The organism is Atopobacter phocae ATCC BAA-285 (assembly GCF_000526675.1).
Lineage (GTDB): Bacteria > Bacillota > Bacilli > Lactobacillales > Aerococcaceae > Atopobacter > Atopobacter phocae.
Genome location: NZ_JAGN01000009.1, coordinates 24,460 through 43,489, shown reverse-complemented (window position 1 = coordinate 43,489; position 19,030 = coordinate 24,460). Strand labels below are relative to the sequence as shown.

Sequence of the window (19,030 nt, the reverse complement as noted above, 5' to 3'; positions counted from 1 at the left end):
ATACCTCTCATGCATTCGCTCAATTTATTAAGGATCACCAAGCCATTCAAAGTATGTCACGTGTAGGAAAATGTATCGATAATGGTCCAATGGAAAACTTTTTTGGCATGCTCAAATCAGAATTATATTATTTAAATAAATATGATACATTTGAAAGTTTAACAAAAGATATTGATCAATATATTCATTTCTTTAACACTAAACGAATCACATTAAAGATGGGTTTAGCTATTCCAGCATAAAAAAACACCTATGGATGAAAAACCATAGGTGCATAAAATTTATTTTTTTACCTGTCTACTTGACAGGGAGCAGTTCACTTGATTAAGCAAGTCTCTTTTTTATTTTTATAATATACGTGCATAACGAAAAACATCGTACAATCTTTCCAGTTCTTAAGAAAGGTAGCACGATGTTTATTTCATTCCTATAATTAATCTCTATATATTATTTGTTCATCCGTCTTTCGCGTTCTTTTAATCGTTCTTCACGGCTGCGACGTTTCATTTCGTTACTTCGTAATTGACCACATGCTGCATCAATTTCTGTTCCAAATTCTCTACGGACAACGCAATTGATTTTCCCTTTGATTAATGTGTCATAAAATGCAGTGACGGCTTCTTTTGTTGAACGTTTGTAATCATTATCCGCCACTGGATTATAAGGAATCAAGTTCACGTAAGCTAATTTACGAATCGGTGCTAAGAGTTGAACTAATTGTTTCGCGTGTTCGACGCGATCGTTCACATCATTTAACATAATGTATTCAAAAGTCACACGACGATTTGTTTGCTCTAAATAGAACTGAATGGCATCCATCAATTCTTCAATTGGATATTTATTATTTATGCGCATAATTGAACTACGTACTTCATTATTTGGTGCGTGCAAAGAAATCGCCAAATTAACTTGCAATCCATTTGTTGCGAATTCACGAATTTTTGGTGCTAATCCACTCGTTGACACGGTAATGTGACGGGCTCCAATGGCCAAGCCTTTGTCATCGTTCACTACTCGTAAGAATTGCATCACATTGTCATAATTATCGAACGGTTCGCCAATTCCCATCACGACAATATGACTCACTCGTTCACCTTCCCCCGCTTCATCTAACCCATGTTGAATCGCCATAATTTGAGCAACAATTTCCCCAGCTGTTAAATCGCGTTGTTTTTTGATTAGACCGCTAGCACAAAATGTACAGCCAATATTACAGCCTACTTGACTTGTTACACAAACAGATAGTCCGTAATCGTGGTACATCAAAACCGTTTCAATCATTAAATGATCATTCATTTGGAAGAGATACTTCGTTGTTTTATCTGCAGCACGTTGAACGATAATTTCTTTTAATGGACTGAATTGGAACGTTTTTGACAATTCTTCAATCGTTTCTTTCTTTAAATTTGTCATTTCGGCAAAAGATTTCACCCGTTTGCTATATAACCAATCCCATACTTGTGTCGCACGGAATTTTTTATCGCCTCGTTCAATGAACCATGCTTCTAGGTCACTACGATTTAAGTCATATATGGATTGGCGCGTATCCATTTCTTTTGGTTTAACGGCAGGATTGGCTTGTTGGATGCGCATTGTTTCATCGATATTGATCGAAAGCACTTTGTTCTCTGCCTCATTTGTTGTTACTTCTTTCACGGTTATTCTCCTCATTACTTGCTTTATTTTCATTCATATTTTGTTTTACACGCTTCATTAACTAGTATTGGATTCATTATATGGGTTGCATTATTTCAATCATTCGTTGAACTTTTGCTCTTATATTAGCACTTGACTGATTTATTTGCTCATCGTTCTGATGGTCCTCTTGAATTATCATTCCGTGTTCAAAGGTGATTAGTCGGGTACATCCGATAAGTGGTTGTTCACTCGTAGTAATTACCGTTTTTTCTTGTTGGATCAATTGTTGTAACAATACGACTAACCATTTACTCGTTGATTGATCAAGACGTGCAAATACATTGTCCCATAAAATAACATTAGGATTGTGAATTAGGCTAGCCGCTATCATCACTTTTAATTGTTGTGTGTCATTCAATCGAGCAAGTGGCTGCATCATCACTTCTTCGAGATTCATTTCTGTTAACCATGTCAGTGCTTGATGACGGGCTGGTTTCTCTTCAATGCCATACATCCCCGCTACTACTGCTAAATATTCAAGTGCTGAAAGGGTTGCACGTATATCGGCTTGCTCTGGCACATACCCAATCTGGCGTAAAATACTTGGTTGTTTTGGCGACGTTGGTTGTCCTAGTAATTCAACTGTTCCTTGATCCGGTTGCAATCCGCCAATCATTAGATGTAATAATGTGGTTTTACCGGCACCTTTTGTCCCCGTGATGTCAACCCAGTCCCCAGCATGAATGTTTAATGATAGCTCGTGGATAATTGGTTGTTGTTGAATTGTATACGTTACGTCTTTTAAATGAATCGATTGCATCATCGTTCGCTCCTTATTACGTCAGTTGTCATCAACTAGTTCGTTTACTGCTGAAATAATCGTTCGGGATAATGACCTGTTGCTTTCAAGCGATTAATTTGATGAATCACTTGCTCCCGATCTTCTTTATACGTAACACCAAACCATTTAGTATCGGTTGGTAGAACTTTCACACGAACACCTTGATTCAACTCGTCTTCCACAACGGTCGGTAAGAAATATTCTGCTTTTAATGGATTATTCTTTACTTTTTGTTCAAAGAAATCGACAAATCCTTCTTCAATGCGTAACATAAAGTCTTTAGAAAATGCCCAAAAGTTCATAGAAACTAACACATCCGAATCAATCGTTTGATAAGTCGTTTCATCCGTCCAATAACGTACCTCACCATTTACTGCTTCGATGGCTGTTTGTTCTTCAATTCCTACTAAATAATGTGCATCATCCACTTGACAAATACCACGTGAAACCGTTCCATTATCGGATAAAGTTTGGGTAATTTGATAGCCAATCATTGCATATTCTTTCGGCTGTTGCTCTTGTGTTAAATAACGATAAATCATCTCAAAGGCCTCTCGACCATAATAATCGTCTGCATTTAAAACAACAAACGGTGCATCAATTAAATCTTTAGCACTCCACACCGCATGAGCTGTTCCCCATGGTTTCTCACGATTTTCTGGAACGACTAATCCTTCCGGCAGATTTTCCATATGCTGATACGCATATTGCAAATCAAATGGCAACGTGTCACGAGCAAATATTTCATCAAACGCTTCCTGAAATTCTGGTTTAATAACTAAAACAATTCGTTTAAATCCTGCTCGCATGGCATCAAACATTGAAAAATGTAAAAGTGTTTCTCCGTAATCTGTTAGGCGATCAATCTGTTTCAATCCGCCATAACGACTTCCCATTCCTGCTGCCATAATTAATAGGATAGGTTCTTGTTGATTAGATCTTGTCATCAATTGTCAGTCCTTACTATATCTATTTTTTTCACTGTCTTGTCTATTATATAATGAATGACACAAAACTAAAAGTCATGTCATTAAAAGTCTGCAAGCGAATGCTTGTGAATTCATCAGCAGTTGACTGAATCACTTTATCACGTTAACAAGATATTTCATGTGTAATAGCCTATCGTGATATATTTTACGTTTTTTAAAAAAATTACTAATAATATTTATAAAAAACAACATTTTGGCTCATAAATCTGTTGATATTTCTATTGATTTATTTTTTAATTTCATATAATATAATCGTAATAGATAATTTGTGAATATTTTATCATATGGGAGGTTTTTAATTTGATCGTTCGTAATTTTTCAGAAGAACTTTCACTTTTTCAGCCAATCAATGTTGATTCAACTCAATGTTTACAACAACTCATTAGAACTGCTACGATTGGTTGTATTTCTAATTTGTGTTCATTATCTGTTGTGGCGATTCTTCATTATAGCAATAATGAATCGCTCGTTTTACTCGCTAATGGTTCGGTTCAACGATTTCGCTTGAACACCATGAATATATTCGAAGTCGTCTGTTCGAATATAGGGATTCCTTATCATTTAATGCTGAATGTTAATCGCGAAATATGTAAGCGATCTTATCGCATGCCCTATATTCATGGGGACTTAGTATTCTTACCAATAACTAGCACGAACTCTAAATATCCACATTGGTTGGGTTTGCATCATGGGATGCATTTATCCTTCGAAAATGGGATAACAGACGTCTTTACTTGTTGTCGTCGAATGATATCTTTCCAAATTGGGGATCGAACGTTCAGTGCCATATTGAATCGAATTGATGAATTGCGTCAAGCACATAGTTTTATTCTTGCTTCTTTGTTGAATGAGATTCAAATTATGCAGTCAAAACGTTTCCCTAATTCCATTATTAATAAATATTTTCCTCCACTAAAGACTAACCCAATCGATAATCCTTTATTGAGGACATTACCTTTGGGGAGTTATTTCAAACGATTATTATTAGAACAACTTCGTGAACACGAATTGAATGATGATCCTTTTATTACTAATGCATTAAATAAAATTGAACAACGTTTTAACCCTAAAAAACATCGCTTCAATCAATTATTCAATATTATTCGTCGCCATATGACTTATCCTTGTCCATTCAAAAAAGACAACTCCGCATAAGGAGTTGTCTTTTTGGTTAGTTCATTCAGTAATTGAATTATTTCATACGTTGGTCTGATAATAATTCTAATTGGTTTAGACTAAATTTACTTGGTAGAGAGTTTAATTCTACTGAGTAATTTTTCACACGATTATTTACAGCTGTAATGTTTGTTCTGAACAATGTCGGAATAACAAACGCTTCATCATGTGCATATTTTTGCCATTTATCGAATGCTTCTTTACGATATTTATCGTCGAATGATTCTTTTGAATCAATTGCTTCTAATAACTTAGTATGTTCGTCAGTAGAGAAACGTGTATAGTTGAAGGCTGCTTTAGGTCCGTATAATCCTGTTGGGTTTGGATCGGCACCTGTTCCCCATGCTGCTTGGAATACATCGATTTCTGAATCATCAGCAATCAATTTGTCATAGAATGAGTTAAATTCAATTGGACGTCCTGTTGTTAATTTAACGTTCAATCCAATATCATGCCACCATTGAATGTAAGCTTGTGCTAATGTTTCAGCATTGTCTCCACCAGCCATTGTTGCATAGTTGATGACTAAATCATTACCGTCTTTATCTTTACGGAATTCATCGCCTTCTTTAGCATATTTGTAACCTGCTTCATCTAATAATTGATTTGCTTTTTCAATATCTTGATGGTAGCCTTCTTGTCCATTATTCACATCAAATACTGGAGGGATTAAGCTGTTTGCACCAACACGTGTGCCTTCATAGAATTTTTCAGCAATTTTATCATTATCTACTGCATAAGCCATTGCTTGACGTAATTTTTTGTCAGCCATTTTTGCATTTGGATCAGTGACAACTTCACTTTTCGCATTGTCCCATTTTCCTAACTTAAATCCAATGTAAGTATATGCTAAATCTTGTGTTCCTAAGATTGTCATGTTTGATGCATCTTTGTAGTTTGCATATTGATCAGCTGGCATATCAGCAATATCATAATTACCATTTTCCATTTCTGATACAATGTTTTTACTTGAAACCACTTCAATAATGACACGGTCAATTTTCGCTTTGCCGTTCCAGTAGTATTCGTTTGGAACTAATGTAACTGATTCACCTGCTACAGATGTATCGATTTTAAATGGTCCAAAATCAACTGGATGTTTACGTACAAAGTCACTTTCCATGACTTGATCCATTGGAATGCCTTCGAAAATGTGTTTTGGAATCACCATATTCAATAACGAACCACCTGCGATGAAGATAGAAGGTGTCATATCTTTGTAGTGTAAAATAACTGTTTGATCATCAATTTTTTCAATTCCAGAGATGTTTGATGCTGATCCATTATGGTATTCTTCAGCACCTTCAACGTCCCCGACATAGTTAGGGTAGCGAATACCAGGATAATCTTTGTTCGCGATGAATTCATGTGTGAAAATGTAATCATCAATCGTCATTGGTTCGCCGTCTGACCATTTAGCATCTTTAGGGAATGTTACTTTTACTGTTTTTGCTTCTTCATCTGTTTCAAATTTACCAAATCCGTCATTTGTAAAACGGAAGTTGTTATCAACAGAAAAGATTGCACCTGCTGTATAGTTTAAAACTTGCGAATCAGGATTAGCACTGTATAATACATTGTTGAAAATACCTGTAATTGGTGAATCAGATACTAAAGCTACTTTTAATTCGCCACCTTTAATCGCTTCACCGTCTTGTTCAAGAACTTGCTGAAATTCGACTAATTTAGCGCCTTCACCATTTGATTTACTGTCTTTTGATCCGCCACCGCATGCTGCTAATAATAAAGCCGATGCGAATACTGGAACAGCTTTTTTTAACATACTATTCATTTTTTTACCTCCAAAAAATGTGTGTCTTATTTTGAATTCTATCAACATTCCACTGCCTATTGATAGAATTTATCAATTGATATACTAGCATATTTGATTGAATTGTGCAATTTTATTAGTAAAAATTTACAAACTTATTACTTATGACATCCAAAATGTAATGAAGCCTTCAGCTTGTTTCTGCAATTGTTCAAACGCTTCGGGATTGGACATTTGAACCAAAATCATTAAGAAAGCAATGAAGTTAAAAAATAGATGGGTCAAAATTGATACGACGACATTCCGTTCAAAATAGAAATAAATTAAAACGATTGGTAGAGCTAATGGAATAAACAGCACAATAGTTGGTGGATCGGCAATGACGTGCACTCCTGCAAATAATAGAACCGATAATAGACCGAGCCCCCATTTTTTGGCAGGCGTTTTGGCATTATGCAGTATCACTTCACGAAAGAATAGTTCTTCCGCAACTGGTGCAGCAATCACAAGTAACGCGGCATATACGACCATCGGAATTTTCGAAGCAAGTTGTTCAATGGATTCTTGATTAGCGGATTCTCGTACACCAAAAATCAATATTGCAATTTGCGTCAGAATGATTCGCAGAACAAAAGCAAGGAGGATAGCTCCGAAAACTTTTAACCAGTGTCCTTTTAAAGCTTTTAGATCATTCATTAAGGTGTGGCGATACAGATATATTCCACCGAACAAGCTCACGAATAAAGTTGTGCTAGCTAGCAAAATCGTTAAGTCGCCAAGGGGTAGCAATGAGACGACAAACGGTAAGATTAGTAAACTGAATAAATATAATATCGTATATTTTATATGGGTGCTTTTAGGTTCATTGTTTAAATTAGTGAATTGAGTTTTAGTCATATGTTACTCCTTTTATAATAGTTAAGGGTTATTGACATTATACTTTTATGGACGTTCTATTTGTTTTTTTATCGCACGATTTGCTCGTTGAACTTGGAAATAGCTGACTAATCGCTCGCTCGTTGGACGATTAATGCCTAAAGCGACAAAATCATCCACTGTTGCGTTTTCCATAGCATCGCGTGTTTTAAATGTTTGATACAATTTCATCCGTGTTTTAGTACCAACGCCTTCGATTCGCTCCAAATCTGAAGCAAAGCTAGATTTCGTCCGAGTTTGTCGGTGAAAGGAAATCGCAAAACGGTGGACTTCCTCTTGAATGCGTTGAACGAGTTGAAATGCTGGGGCATTAGGTTCTAAAAGAACTTCTTCTAACGGCTCACCGAAGATTAACGATGCTGTTTGGTGCTTATCATTTTTCACCATCCCTGCAACAGGTATGCGTAAGCCTAGTTCGTCTTCAATGACTTCGCGCGCTGCTCGTATTTGAATGATTCCCCCATCCATCATAATCAAATCGGGTAAAGGTTTTTTCTCTTTCAATAAGCGACTGTAGCGCCGACGAATGACTTCTTGCGTTGTTTTAAATTCATCCGCTTGCTTCACTGTTTTGATGTGGTATTTTCGATAGGCTTTTTTATTCGGTTTGCCTTTTTCGTAGACAACCATTCCGCTTACCGGATATGCCCCTTGTATATGCGAATGGTCGAATGCTTCAATGACGTTCACATGAGGTAACCCGAGCGCGTCAGCCAATTGATCACTCGCATGAATCGTCCGTAACGCTTTACGGTCTTCAATCGTTAATTGCTCATTCAAGGCAATATGACTATTTTGCTTCGCTAAATCTAATAAACGTTTTTTCTTTCCTCGTTGCGGCTGCAACACTTTAACATTTAATGTTTCTTCAATTAATGTTTGATCGACCGTATGCGGTAATAGAATTTCTTTCGGTAAAATGTGATTCTGCTGTTGATAGAACATTAAGATAAACGCTAGAAATTCTTCTTCTGGTGTATCGTATAACGGAAAAATGGCCGTTTCGCGTTTAATAACAGTTGACTGACGCAATAAAAATACTTGAATCGACATATAGCCTCGTTTGACATCGTAATTAAAGACATCACGATTCGTATAATCTAGCGATAAAATATCTTGACGTTCGACCGTTTGTTTAATATGTTCAATTTGGTCCCGATATTCAGCTGCTCGTTCAAATTCCAATGCTTCTGCAGCGGCTTCCATCTTCTGTGTGAGCGTTTGTTTTACTTCATCAACTTCTCCATTCAGAAAGCGTGAAATCCGTCGAATTTGAGCTTTATACTCTTCTGGTGATACTTCGTGGTCACAACATCCAATACATTGACCAATGTGGTAATAAAAACAAGCTCGTGGTTCATTTTTGCCACAACGGCGTAGAGGATATAACTTTTGAATAAATTGTTGCGTCTCACTTGCTGCATACACGTTAGGATAAGGGCCAAAATAATGCCCCCCATCTTGTTCGACCTGACTTGTAATGACTAATTGCGGATCGCGTTCATTCGTAATCTTCAAATAAGGATACATGGACCCGTCTTTTAAACGAATATTGTACTTCGGCTGATATTTTTGAATCAAACTAATTTCCAACAGTAAAGCTTCTTTATCGGTTTGTGTAATGATGGTTTCGAAATGATGAATTTCTTGAACGAGTCGTTTCGTTTTGCCTGTATGTTCTGCACGGAAATAGGAGCGGACCCGATTTCTTAAATTTTTCGCCTTACCAATATAAATAATGGTTTCATCTTCACTACGCATCAAGTAACAACCTGGCAATGTGGGAAGCAAGTCTAACTTCTGATTGATCCATTCAACATTTTGATAAACAGGCATGTGGTCCTCCTTTCCTGTCCATCGATTCTACACACAGATTAACGTAATTGACTCAATGCTTCACGCATGTAAGCATGCATGTCATTTCGCCGTTTCATTAAATGCGTCAAAATTTGGGCGGTTCGAAGGCGTTTGTAATTCATCACGCGACAATTACTAATGGAATAGTAGTAAAATGCCCGTTCACGTCGCATCTTTTTAATGACGCCTGGATTGCCTCTTAATAGTGGACGGTTGCGCGTCGACACGCCATAGTTCATTAATTTTTGTGGTCGATCTAAATGAATGACAAACGATCGTGCTAAGTAGTCGCGATTTTCTTTGCGTAGCACGACACCATTCCCCGTTGAAACAACGGTGCGTTTCAAGCGACCATATTCACGAAGTAATTCACTTTCTAAATCACGATATGCTTGTTCATCTTGATCATAAAGTTGTGTAATGGATAAGCCCGTGCGTTTAATCATTTCTTTATCTAAGTCGACGAAATGATAATTCAATTGTTTCGCTAACTGAGTTCCTACCGATGACTTCCCAACAGCAGGTAATCCTACTAGAAAAATCGAATCGTTCGCTGGATCGGCATCAATTAGTTCATGGCAAATTTTATCTCGCAATGGCTTTTGAATGCGATGATTCAAATATACTTCGGTTTGCGCAATCGTCAAATGAATGAGCCAATCTAGTTGATTTTGAAACGGAACGTCGCCTAACCAAGTAGGACGAGCGATCATTCGGCTTAAATCACTGATTCCTTGATATGTTCTCAAATGCGCTTGCACAGCTTCATTTTGCATCGCGCCTAATTCAACTGCTTGTGTTTGAATAAAGAAATCGGTTTGAATAGTCTTCCATTCATTTAATTCATGATAAATAATTTGATCATTTGAATGGGTCATTGAGCCCCCTTGTTCACAAAAAACATGAATATGTCGAACATTTTGTGCACACAAATCGTCAAATAAGACTTCGGTCAAGTCATTATATCCAATAATACTGACTTCTTTCGCAATGAGCGGTTTGAACGGCTCTAATAAACGTTTTAAAGCTGATTGAGTGACATCTACTTTTTGGACTCGACCATTATGCACGTGATTGGCAGTGGTCGTTGATGTTAAGTAAATGCCATCTTTTTCAAAGCGTTGAAACGTGTCATGATCCACTAATTGGATGCGAATGGGCCATTCAATGGTTTCACTGATGACTCGAATGATTGCTTGTAAAATATTAGCGTAAGCGTCTTTTTTTATAAAAATTATTGCTTTTTGGCGCACAGTTACCCTCCTTTCATTACTTTTTTCACATAAATTAATGATACTATACTCCTTGGTTTTTGAATAGCATTTTGACTAAAAAGTCCCTGTTTCACACTGAATTATTGTCAATCATTCCTATTAGTTCTTTCGTCCGTGCTAAATCTTTTCATTCACTATTTGTTATACGCCAAATGATATGTTTGTACTTTTGTAAAATCTATCTTTTTAGTTGATATAACAATGTTTTTAAAGAATATTTTCTCTTCCGGTTCTTTCGACTCAATTTGATTGGCATTCCTCTTGTTTTAACATACAATAAAAGTATAAACAAATGGGGAGGACGACACGATGCAATTGATTGTTAAACCAACAGCGGCTGAAGCATCACAAGCAGCCTTTGAATTAATTCGTGAAGCAAAAGAAAATGGAGCAACTGTTTTCGGTCTAGCTACTGGTTCAACACCTGAACCACTTTATCAACTTTTTATCGATAGCGATTTAGATTTTACTGATTCTTATTCGGTCAATTTAGATGAATATGTCGGGTTAGGCAAAGATGACCCACAAAGTTATCAATATTACATGCAACATAAATTATTCGACCATAAACCATTTAAAGAATCATTCGTACCCAACGGACTAAATGATGAAGCAAGTGAAATTGAACATTACGAAAGTATTTTAGAAGCGCACCCTGTTGATGTCCAAATTTTAGGTATTGGTGAAAATGGTCATATTGCCTTTAACGAACCAGGTACGCCTTTTAATTCTCGGACACATAAAGTGCAATTAACCGAATCGACAATTAACGCCAATAAACGTTTCTTCGAAAAAGAAGAAGATGTACCTCGTTACGCTTATTCGATGGGCTTGTCATCCATTATGTCGGCTAAACAAATTGTTTTACTTGCATTTGGCGAGAAAAAAGCGCAAGCGATTCACGACTTATTCAAAGCTCATCCGAGTGCAGACATTCCTTCGACCATCTTACAAAGTCATGCTGACGTTACCGTCATTGTCGATGAAGCTGCTGCCTCATTAGTCTAAATTTCATCCAATAAAAAACTTCTTATCATATAACATGATAAGAAGTTTTTTAGTTATCGAATGGGTAAAAAATTAGCGTTTATGATCCGCTACCCCAATCCGGTTAATGGCTTTATTCAATGCAATTCGAACTCGTTGCATTTCATTCGATGAAATATCCTGTTGTGCCAGTAATTCTTCCGCACGAATCCGTGCATCTTCTGCACGACTAATGTCAATATCGCGCGCCCGTTCAGCGGTATTCACGACAATATTGACGACGTTATCAGACACTTCTACGATACCACTCGAAATCGCAATGTAATCGGATGATGTCTCATCATCAAATGTCCGACGAACGCGAACGGCACCGATTTTTAATGGCATAATAATTGGCGTATGATTTCGTAAGAAAGTATACGGCCCTTCAATGGTTGGTACCGTAACGGAAGTCGCATGATGTTCATAACGAACGCCTTCTGGTGTGGTTACTAACACATCTAATAGTATATCTTGCTCCATTATACGTCTTCACACCTTTCTATTATTCGTTCGTTGCGTCTTTCTCTGCCGCTAATTCCGTATCAAAAGGTAAATCGATTGCATCAGTTGATACTGTACGACCTGCTTTACGTAAGACATCTTCAATCGTTCCCACATTACGGAATGCATCTTCTGGAATATCATCATATAGTCCATCTAAAATGCCTTTAAATCCTCTAATTGTATCTTCAACTTTCACATAACTTCCCGGAATACCTGTGAATCCTTCAGCTACGTGGAAGTTTTGAGATAAGAAGAATTGAATCCGACGTGCACGATGCACGGTAATTTTTTCTTCATCAGATAATTCATCTAATCCGAGTATGGCAATGATATCTTGTAATTCACGATAACGTTGTAACGTCTGTTGCACGCGACGAGCTACGTCATAATGCTCTTGACCGACAATTTCAGGATCTAAGGCACTTGATGTTGATTCTAATGGATCAACCGCTGGATAAATCCCTTGCTCCGTTAAACGACGTTCTAAGTTGGTTGTTGCGTCCAAATGAGCAAACGTTGTTGCTGGTGCAGGGTCAGTATAGTCATCGGCTGGCACATAAATCGCTTGAATCGATGTAATTGAGCCTTCTTTAGTAGAAGTGATTCGTTCTTGTAATTGACCCATCTCACTCGCTAAAGTAGGTTGATATCCTACGGCACTTGGCATCCGCCCGAGTAAGGCAGAAACTTCTGAACCGGCTTGAGTAAACCGGAAAATATTATCGATAAATAATAGCACATCTTGTTTATCCACGTCACGGAAATGTTCCGCGATGGTTAGACCAGTTAAAGGCACACGCATACGTGCTCCAGGTGGCTCATTCATTTGACCGAAAACCATAGCTGTTTTGTTAATAACGCCTGATTCCATCATTTCAAAGTATAAGTCATTTCCTTCACGTGTACGTTCTCCAACTCCTGTAAAGACGGAAATCCCACCAAGTTCTTCAGCAATATTATGAATCAACTCTTGAATTAAAACGGTTTTACCTACTCCGGCACCACCGAACAATCCAATTTTCCCCCCTTTAATATAAGGCGCTAATAAGTCGATAACTTTAATTCCTGTTTGTAAAATTTGGCTGGAGCTACTTAAATTTTCAAATTTAGGTGCTGGTTTATGAATCGGTTCACGACGTTCGTCTTCGCCAAATGGTGTTTTTAAATCGATTGGTTCACCTAACACATTGAATACGCGACCTAATGTTTTCTTTCCAACTGGTACTGAAATTGGATGTTCTGTGTCGACAACTGACATGCCGCGACTTAATCCGTCCGTTGATTCCATTGAAATCGTCCGAACTACACCCTCACCTAATTCGAGTGCAACTTCTAATACAATTTTGACTGGCTCGCCTTCACGAACGAAGCCCTCTACATTTAACGCATTGTTAATGTCTGGAACCCCACCCTCAAGCGGAAACTTCACATCGACCACGGGACCGACAATTTGTGTGATTTCTCCTCTTCTCAAATGATTCCCTTCTTTCTCGTTGTTAGTAACATTCTATCGTTCTTTTAACGCTTCCGCGCCACCAACTATTTCTGTAATTTCTTGTGTGATTTGTGCTTGACGTTTTCTATTCCGTTCTTGCGTCAGACGGCTGATTAAATCGCGCGCATTATCTGTCGCTCCACGCATGGCAGTCATACGGCTAGCATGTTCAGCTGCTTTCGCATCTAAAATTGCTCCGTAAATCAAGCTTTCTGCATATTGTGGAATTAACTGCTCCAAAATCGCTTCTTTCGATGGTTCTAATAAGAATTCAACGTCGTAAGGCGATGGTTCATCTGTTCGTTCCACATCCACTAATGGCAACATTTTCTCTACGCGAAAGTTAGACACAATCGCGTTCACATGATGGTTGTAACAAACGTACAATTCATCAAATGCTTCTTCACGATATAAATTCACCGTTTGTTGGACGATGACTTTCACTTCCTCAAACGTTGGATAATCACTAATGCCACTCATTTCATATAAAATGTCGTAGCCTTCTTTACTAAAGAACTTCGATGCAGTCTCACCGATACAAATCAATAGAAATTCGTCTTTGGATTGATGGTCACGCTTCAACATTTCAAGGGTTGAAGCAAAAATGGAACTGTTGTAAGATCCGGCTAACCCTTGATCTGATGCAATGACGAGATAAGCTGTTTTCTTCACCTCACGCATAATTAACATGTCGTGATAATCTAAGTAGTTCAGAACCGCTTGATCATTCGTTTCATCAACACTCGTATCCGACTTCAATAACAATTCATCAATGTTTGCATAGACTAGATGAGTTACCATTGATCGAATTTGTTGTGCATATTTCTCGTATTGACGTACAGTTGCTTCCGAACGAACTAATTTAGAAGCGGAAACCATTTGCATGGCGCTTGTAATATGACTCGTTTTTTGGGTTGAATCAATCCGTTTTTGGATGTCCGTTAACGATGCACTCACTTCGTCTCACCCTTTCTATTATTTGAATTGATCATTAAAATCGTAAACAGCGTGGAAGAATTGTTCTTCGTCTGGTAAATTGCCTGTTGTACGAATATCTTCTAATAAAATTTTATGTTGCGTTTCCATGTATTCATATAAGCCACGTTCGTATTCTGCTAAACGTTCAATTGGAATATCGTCCAATGCACCATGCGCTAAAGCGAATAGAATAACGACTTGATATTCAACAGGTAGTGGCTTGTGCGCCCCTTGTTTTAACACTTCCACCGTCCGTTTTCCACGGTTTAGTTTTTGTTGAGTCGCTTCGTCTAAGTCCGAACCGAATTGTGAAAAACTTTCTAACTCACGATAGCTTGCTAAGTCAATCCGCAATGTCCCTGACACTTGCTTCATCGCTTTAATTTGGGCTGCTCCCCCCACACGTGATACGGATAATCCGGCTGAAATCGCTGGCCGTACACCGGAGAAGAATAAATCACTTTGTAAGAAGATTTGACCGTCTGTAATGGAAATAACGTTAGTTGGAATATAAGCTGAAATATCTCCAGCTTGTGTTTCTACAATTGGTAAGGCAGTTAATGAGCCACCACCCAATTTATCACTTAACTTCGCTGCACGCTCTAATAAACGTGAATGTAAGTAGAATACGTCCCCTGGGTAAGCTTCCCGTCCTGGTGGGCGTCTCAATAGCAAGGAAATTTCACGATAGGCTGCCGCTTGTTTGGATAAATCATCGTACACAATTAATACATGTTTACCATCGTGCATCCATTCTTCACCAATTGCTGTTGCAGCATAAGGTGCAATATATAGCATGGGGCTCGGTTCACTTGCTCCGGCTGATACAATCGTTGTATATTCCATAGCACCATGACGGACTAACGTTTGCATAATTTGGCGAACGGTTGATTCTTTTTGTCCGATCGCTACGTAAATACAAAGCGTATCTTTACCTTTTTGATTTAAAATGGCATCAATCGCAATCGTTGTTTTTCCTGTTTTACGGTCTCCGATAATTAATTCCCGTTGCCCGCGTCCAATTGGAACTAACGCGTCGATTGCTTTTTGTCCGGTTGCTAAGGATTCTGTCACTGATTGACGATCCATAATACCCGGCGCTGGATGTTCTACTGGTCGTGTACGTGATGTTTTGATTGGGCCACGTCCATCAATTGGGTTCCCTAATGCATCAACTACACGTCCGAGCATTTGATTGCCAACAGGTACTTCAAGAATTTTACCGGTTTGTTTTACGATATCGCCTTCATGAATATTATGGTAATCACCGAAGATAATTACCCCGACTTCATGTGTTTCTAAGTTTTGAGCCATACCTTTAACACCATTACTAAACAGAACAAGTTCTCCACTCATTACGTTCGTCAATCCGACAACACGTGCAATTCCATCACCAACATAGGTTACCTCACCGACTTCTTCGATAAGATATTGACTTTCAAATGCAGCAACTTTGTCAGAAATTTCATCGACTACTGAGTCGCGCATTTGATCAAGGATTTGTTCATTTTCTGATTGAATTGTAGCGTCACTAGAATCGGTGTTTAAGGACATTTTGTCTTGTGTGTTCATTGTTTCTTTTTCCAATCCTTATCACCCCGTTAATTTCGATTTAATGACCGTTTAATATCGTTTAAGTCTTTCAATAATGTCCCGTCTAATAAATAATCGCGTGAACGCACTAAGACGCCCCCGAGAAGATCTTGATTTAAGACGTGATTGATGTGATTAAAACGATGATTTAGACGATGCTCAATTTTACGTTGAATGGTTTCAATTTCTTTGTCGGTTAATAATACAACCGATTCGATGGTTAATAAATTGCGCTCATAATTATCGATATAGCTGTTAATAATTAACGATAAATATTTGAATTCATAAGCGTAAGCCATTTCGATAAAGAAATCCACCCAGCTATTGTCTAACTCTCGCATTGTTTCTTTTAAAAAGGCGACTTTTTCTTCTGCCGGTATACGATCGACTACCATGGCTTGATCGAATTTATTTAAATTCGCAATCCCTTTTCTTAATTTAACAACGTCGTCATAGATGGTTTCAGCTTTTCCTTGAGTGACCATTTCCCCATAAAAAGCTGCGACTTCACGACGAACTGCTAATGTATGTCTCATACTTCATCAATTCCTTCGATGAACTTGTCAATCAATTCTTTATGGTCTGAAGCAGATAAACCTTTTTGTAAAATTTGTTGAGCAAGTTGTACAGCTAATTGGCCCACTTCGGTTTGTAGATCTTGCATCGTTTTTTCTTTATTGTATTGAATTTCGCGTTCTGCTTCACGTTTCATTTGTTGCGTCATCGCTTCAATACGTGCTTTTGCATTTTTTTCTAAATCTTCAGCCGCTTCACGTGCGCGCTGATAAATAGCTTGCGCTTCTTCTTTTGCTTCACGAATATGAAGACGTGCTTCTTCTTCTGCAATTTGTGCGGAACGATCTTTTTCTTTCGCACTGTCAATCGCGTCTTGAATGATTTTTGACCTTTCATCCATCTTCTCTGTTAGAGGTTGCCACACGAACTTTCCTAACAGAAACATGAGTAATATAAACGAAATTGCAATGGCTAATAGATCGCCGACTGCAATTCCAAATGCTGCGGCAGCTAACATACGCATCCTCCTTCTTCAAGTTTGTTTGCTAACTTTTGATCATTATCTGAATAAAAGAATTAGTAAGAAGCCAAACACCACAGCAATAATTGGAACAGCTTCGATTAACCCAACACTGATAAACATGTTCATGCGGAAATAATCTTTCATTTCTGGTTGACGTGTCATCGCCTCAATAGTTTTCTTCATAACAGCTTGGTTTCCGTAAGAGGCAGCCAAGGCAGCACATCCAACAGCAATAGCAGCAGCAATATATATCATTTTTTTATACTTCCTTCCACGTTTTAATTTATAGTTTTGTTGTTTCTTCGTTTGTTTCTAATGTTCCAAGACAATTTTATGCGAAATGTAGACATTCGATAATGTTGCGAATACGAATGCTTGAATCATCCCGATAAAGATTGAAAAGGCAATCCATATCATGGTTAGCGGTACGGTTAGAACACCCGAAAACAGCCCATGACTCGTTGCTAACATCGCAAGTAAGGTTAGCAAAATCTCACCGGCGTAAATATTACCGTAAAGACGCAACCCTAGCGTTAACGTGTTTGTAAATTCTTCGATTAACTTAATTGGGAACATGAATTTTACAGGTTCGAAATAAGCGACACGAATATACGTTTTTGTTCCTAATTTTTCACTCGCTTTGTAATGCGATAATAGGATAACCATTGCTGATAAACCTAAACATACAATGGCACTAGCGGTCGGACTACCCCAGAAAGAGTATTCATCGTGAACAATAATCATTGATAAACCAATGATGTTACACACTGCAATATATAAGAACAATGTGAATGTAAAGAGTCGATATTCTTTACCATGCTCATCATCCATTGTATTCCCTACAATTCCATTAGTGAACTCTACTAGCATTTCTAATGCTGCTTGCGCCCGTTTTGGAATGAGTTCAATGCGACGAGACAGTAAAAAACAAATTAAGAAAATAATGACCACACTAGAAAAACTAGCGAGTAATACATTTGCGCTAAATTCAATTCCAAACCACGTAAAAACGTACGATTTTTCCATTTACTTCACCCCATCTCTATAAAAAATTAAAAAGCCTTAGAACAGGGAATCCAAGGCCTCGTTATTGTCATATTTTCATGGCAATAGTCAGCGTTCGATGACTACTTTGTCTTGTAAGTGGGTACTTACTTGACGTTATTTTTTATTTTGTCCCAAACAGACGATCCCCTGCGTCGCCTAGACCTGGAACAATGTAAGAATCTTCATTCAATCCATCATCTAATGCAGCAGTGATAATTTTCACTTCAGGGTGGGCGTCATGTAGGACTTGAACGCCTTCTGGAGCTGCGACTAAACAACAGAAACTAATCGCCTTTGGATCTGCACCGCGTTTAATGAGGGCATCAATCGCTGCAACAGCTGAACCACCTGTTGCTAACATTGGATCAACAACAAATAGACGACGCTCTGCGATATCCTTTGGCAATTTCACAAAATACTCGATTGGTTGTAACGTATCATGGTCGCGGTATAACCCGACATGGCCGACACGTGCTGCCGGAATTAACTTCAATATTCCGTCAACCATCCCAATCCCAGCTCTCAAAATAGGAATAACAGCAACTTTCTTTCCAGATAATTGCTTTTGAACACTTTTTGTTAGTGGCGTTTCAATCTCCACCTCTGACAACGGTAAGTCACGACTGACTTCGTATGCCATTAACATCGAAATTTCGTCCACTACTTCACGGAACTCTTTCGTTCCACAATCTTTTTGTCGAATGATCGTCAACTTGTGTTGAATCAATGGGTGATCTAACACATGAAAGTTTTCCACATTCAATTCATTCATCCTATTGGCCTCCTTTGTGATTAAGCACATTGCTGCACTTGATTGGTGGTGTCCTTTTCATATATATAGGAATAAAACACCGTTTGATTTA

At 38.0% G+C, this 19,030-nt stretch carries 19 protein-coding genes; 3 read left to right on the top strand and 16 right to left on the bottom strand.

Going from position 1 to position 19,030, the window contains the following annotated elements:
* Positions 1-242: IS3 family transposase (locus L866_RS0102855; protein ID WP_025728974.1), on the top strand; the 242-nt coding region annotated here is incomplete at its 5' end.
* A 205-nt stretch (positions 243-447) separates the two neighbouring features.
* Here L866_RS0102855 and rlmN read toward each other — a convergent pair.
* The 3 genes from rlmN to L866_RS0102840 form a co-directional block, all read right to left on the bottom strand.
* Positions 448-1,551 carry a dual-specificity RNA methyltransferase RlmN gene (rlmN, locus tag L866_RS0102850; protein ID WP_025728973.1) on the bottom strand — a complete coding sequence of 368 codons (1,104 nt, stop codon included), beginning with the start codon at positions 1,549-1,551 and terminating at the stop codon, positions 448-450.
* Between the two features lie 181 nt (positions 1,552-1,732).
* Positions 1,733-2,461 (bottom strand): ATP-binding cassette domain-containing protein, encoded by a 729-nt coding sequence (locus tag L866_RS0102845; RefSeq protein ID WP_084030261.1) that lies wholly within the window; start codon positions 2,459-2,461, stop codon positions 1,733-1,735.
* 41 nt (positions 2,462-2,502) lie between these two features.
* Positions 2,503-3,426 (bottom strand): sugar phosphate nucleotidyltransferase, encoded by a 924-nt coding sequence (locus L866_RS0102840; RefSeq protein ID WP_025728969.1) that lies wholly within the window; start codon positions 3,424-3,426, stop codon positions 2,503-2,505.
* A 342-nt stretch (positions 3,427-3,768) separates the two neighbouring features.
* Here L866_RS0102840 and L866_RS0102835 point away from each other — a divergent pair, with 342 nt between their 5' ends.
* A complete protein-coding gene (locus L866_RS0102835) occupies positions 3,769-4,623 on the top strand; it encodes a hypothetical protein (RefSeq protein ID WP_025728967.1) in 855 nt (284 codons plus the stop codon).
* Between the two features lie 37 nt (positions 4,624-4,660).
* On the opposite strand, the gene L866_RS0102830 is transcribed toward L866_RS0102835, so the two are convergent.
* From L866_RS0102830 to L866_RS0102815, 4 genes are all read right to left on the bottom strand, one after another.
* On the bottom strand, positions 4,661-6,436 hold the full coding sequence (locus L866_RS0102830) for an oligopeptide ABC transporter substrate-binding protein (RefSeq protein ID WP_025728966.1): 1,776 nt from the start codon (positions 6,434-6,436) through the stop codon (positions 4,661-4,663).
* A gap of 141 nt (positions 6,437-6,577) precedes the next feature.
* Positions 6,578-7,312, bottom strand: a complete 735-nt coding sequence (locus L866_RS0102825) for a CPBP family intramembrane glutamic endopeptidase (RefSeq protein WP_025728964.1) — start codon at positions 7,310-7,312, stop codon at positions 6,578-6,580.
* Between the two features lie 45 nt (positions 7,313-7,357).
* Positions 7,358-9,187 carry an excinuclease ABC subunit UvrC gene (uvrC, locus tag L866_RS0102820; protein WP_025728962.1) on the bottom strand — a complete coding sequence of 610 codons (1,830 nt, stop codon included), beginning with the start codon at positions 9,185-9,187 and terminating at the stop codon, positions 7,358-7,360.
* A 38-nt stretch (positions 9,188-9,225) separates the two neighbouring features.
* Positions 9,226-10,461 (bottom strand): shikimate kinase, encoded by a 1,236-nt coding sequence (locus tag L866_RS0102815; RefSeq protein WP_025728960.1) that lies wholly within the window; start codon positions 10,459-10,461, stop codon positions 9,226-9,228.
* A gap of 330 nt (positions 10,462-10,791) precedes the next feature.
* Here L866_RS0102815 and L866_RS0102810 point away from each other — a divergent pair, with 330 nt between their 5' ends.
* Positions 10,792-11,490 carry a glucosamine-6-phosphate deaminase gene (locus tag L866_RS0102810; protein ID WP_025728957.1) on the top strand — a complete coding sequence of 233 codons (699 nt, stop codon included), beginning with the start codon at positions 10,792-10,794 and terminating at the stop codon, positions 11,488-11,490.
* A 72-nt stretch (positions 11,491-11,562) separates the two neighbouring features.
* On the opposite strand, the gene L866_RS0102805 is transcribed toward L866_RS0102810, so the two are convergent.
* The 9 genes from L866_RS0102805 to upp form a co-directional block, all read right to left on the bottom strand.
* Positions 11,563-11,991: a F0F1 ATP synthase subunit epsilon gene (locus L866_RS0102805; protein ID WP_025728956.1), complete on the bottom strand. Its 429-nt coding sequence runs from the start codon at positions 11,989-11,991 to the stop codon at positions 11,563-11,565.
* Positions 11,992-12,013: 22 nt separating this feature from the next.
* Positions 12,014-13,489, bottom strand: a complete 1,476-nt coding sequence (gene atpD / locus L866_RS0102800; protein ID WP_025728954.1) for a F0F1 ATP synthase subunit beta — start codon at positions 13,487-13,489, stop codon at positions 12,014-12,016.
* A 33-nt stretch (positions 13,490-13,522) separates the two neighbouring features.
* Positions 13,523-14,467: a F0F1 ATP synthase subunit gamma gene (locus L866_RS0102795; RefSeq protein ID WP_025728952.1), complete on the bottom strand. Its 945-nt coding sequence runs from the start codon at positions 14,465-14,467 to the stop codon at positions 13,523-13,525.
* Between the two features lie 18 nt (positions 14,468-14,485).
* A complete protein-coding gene (atpA, locus tag L866_RS0102790) occupies positions 14,486-15,976 on the bottom strand; it encodes a F0F1 ATP synthase subunit alpha (RefSeq protein ID WP_035446038.1) in 1,491 nt (496 codons plus the stop codon).
* A 113-nt stretch (positions 15,977-16,089) separates the two neighbouring features.
* A complete protein-coding gene (locus L866_RS0102785) occupies positions 16,090-16,617 on the bottom strand; it encodes a F0F1 ATP synthase subunit delta (RefSeq protein ID WP_025728948.1) in 528 nt (175 codons plus the stop codon).
* Positions 16,614-17,114: a F0F1 ATP synthase subunit B gene (gene atpF, locus L866_RS0102780; RefSeq protein WP_025728946.1), complete on the bottom strand. Its 501-nt coding sequence runs from the start codon at positions 17,112-17,114 to the stop codon at positions 16,614-16,616. The genes L866_RS0102785 and atpF overlap by 4 nt, the downstream gene beginning before the upstream one ends.
* Positions 17,115-17,156: 42 nt before the next feature.
* Entirely contained in the window at positions 17,157-17,375 is a 219-nt protein-coding gene (gene atpE, locus L866_RS0102775; RefSeq protein WP_025728944.1) for a F0F1 ATP synthase subunit C, read from the bottom strand.
* A 57-nt stretch (positions 17,376-17,432) separates the two neighbouring features.
* A complete protein-coding gene (gene atpB, locus L866_RS0102770; RefSeq protein ID WP_025728942.1) occupies positions 17,433-18,146 on the bottom strand; it encodes a F0F1 ATP synthase subunit A in 714 nt (237 codons plus the stop codon).
* Between the two features lie 142 nt (positions 18,147-18,288).
* The gene (gene upp, locus L866_RS0102765; protein ID WP_035446028.1) at positions 18,289-18,939 is read right to left on the bottom strand and encodes a uracil phosphoribosyltransferase; all 651 of its coding nucleotides are present in this window, start codon (positions 18,937-18,939) and stop codon (positions 18,289-18,291) included.
* Positions 18,940-19,030: the final 91 nt, after the last annotated feature.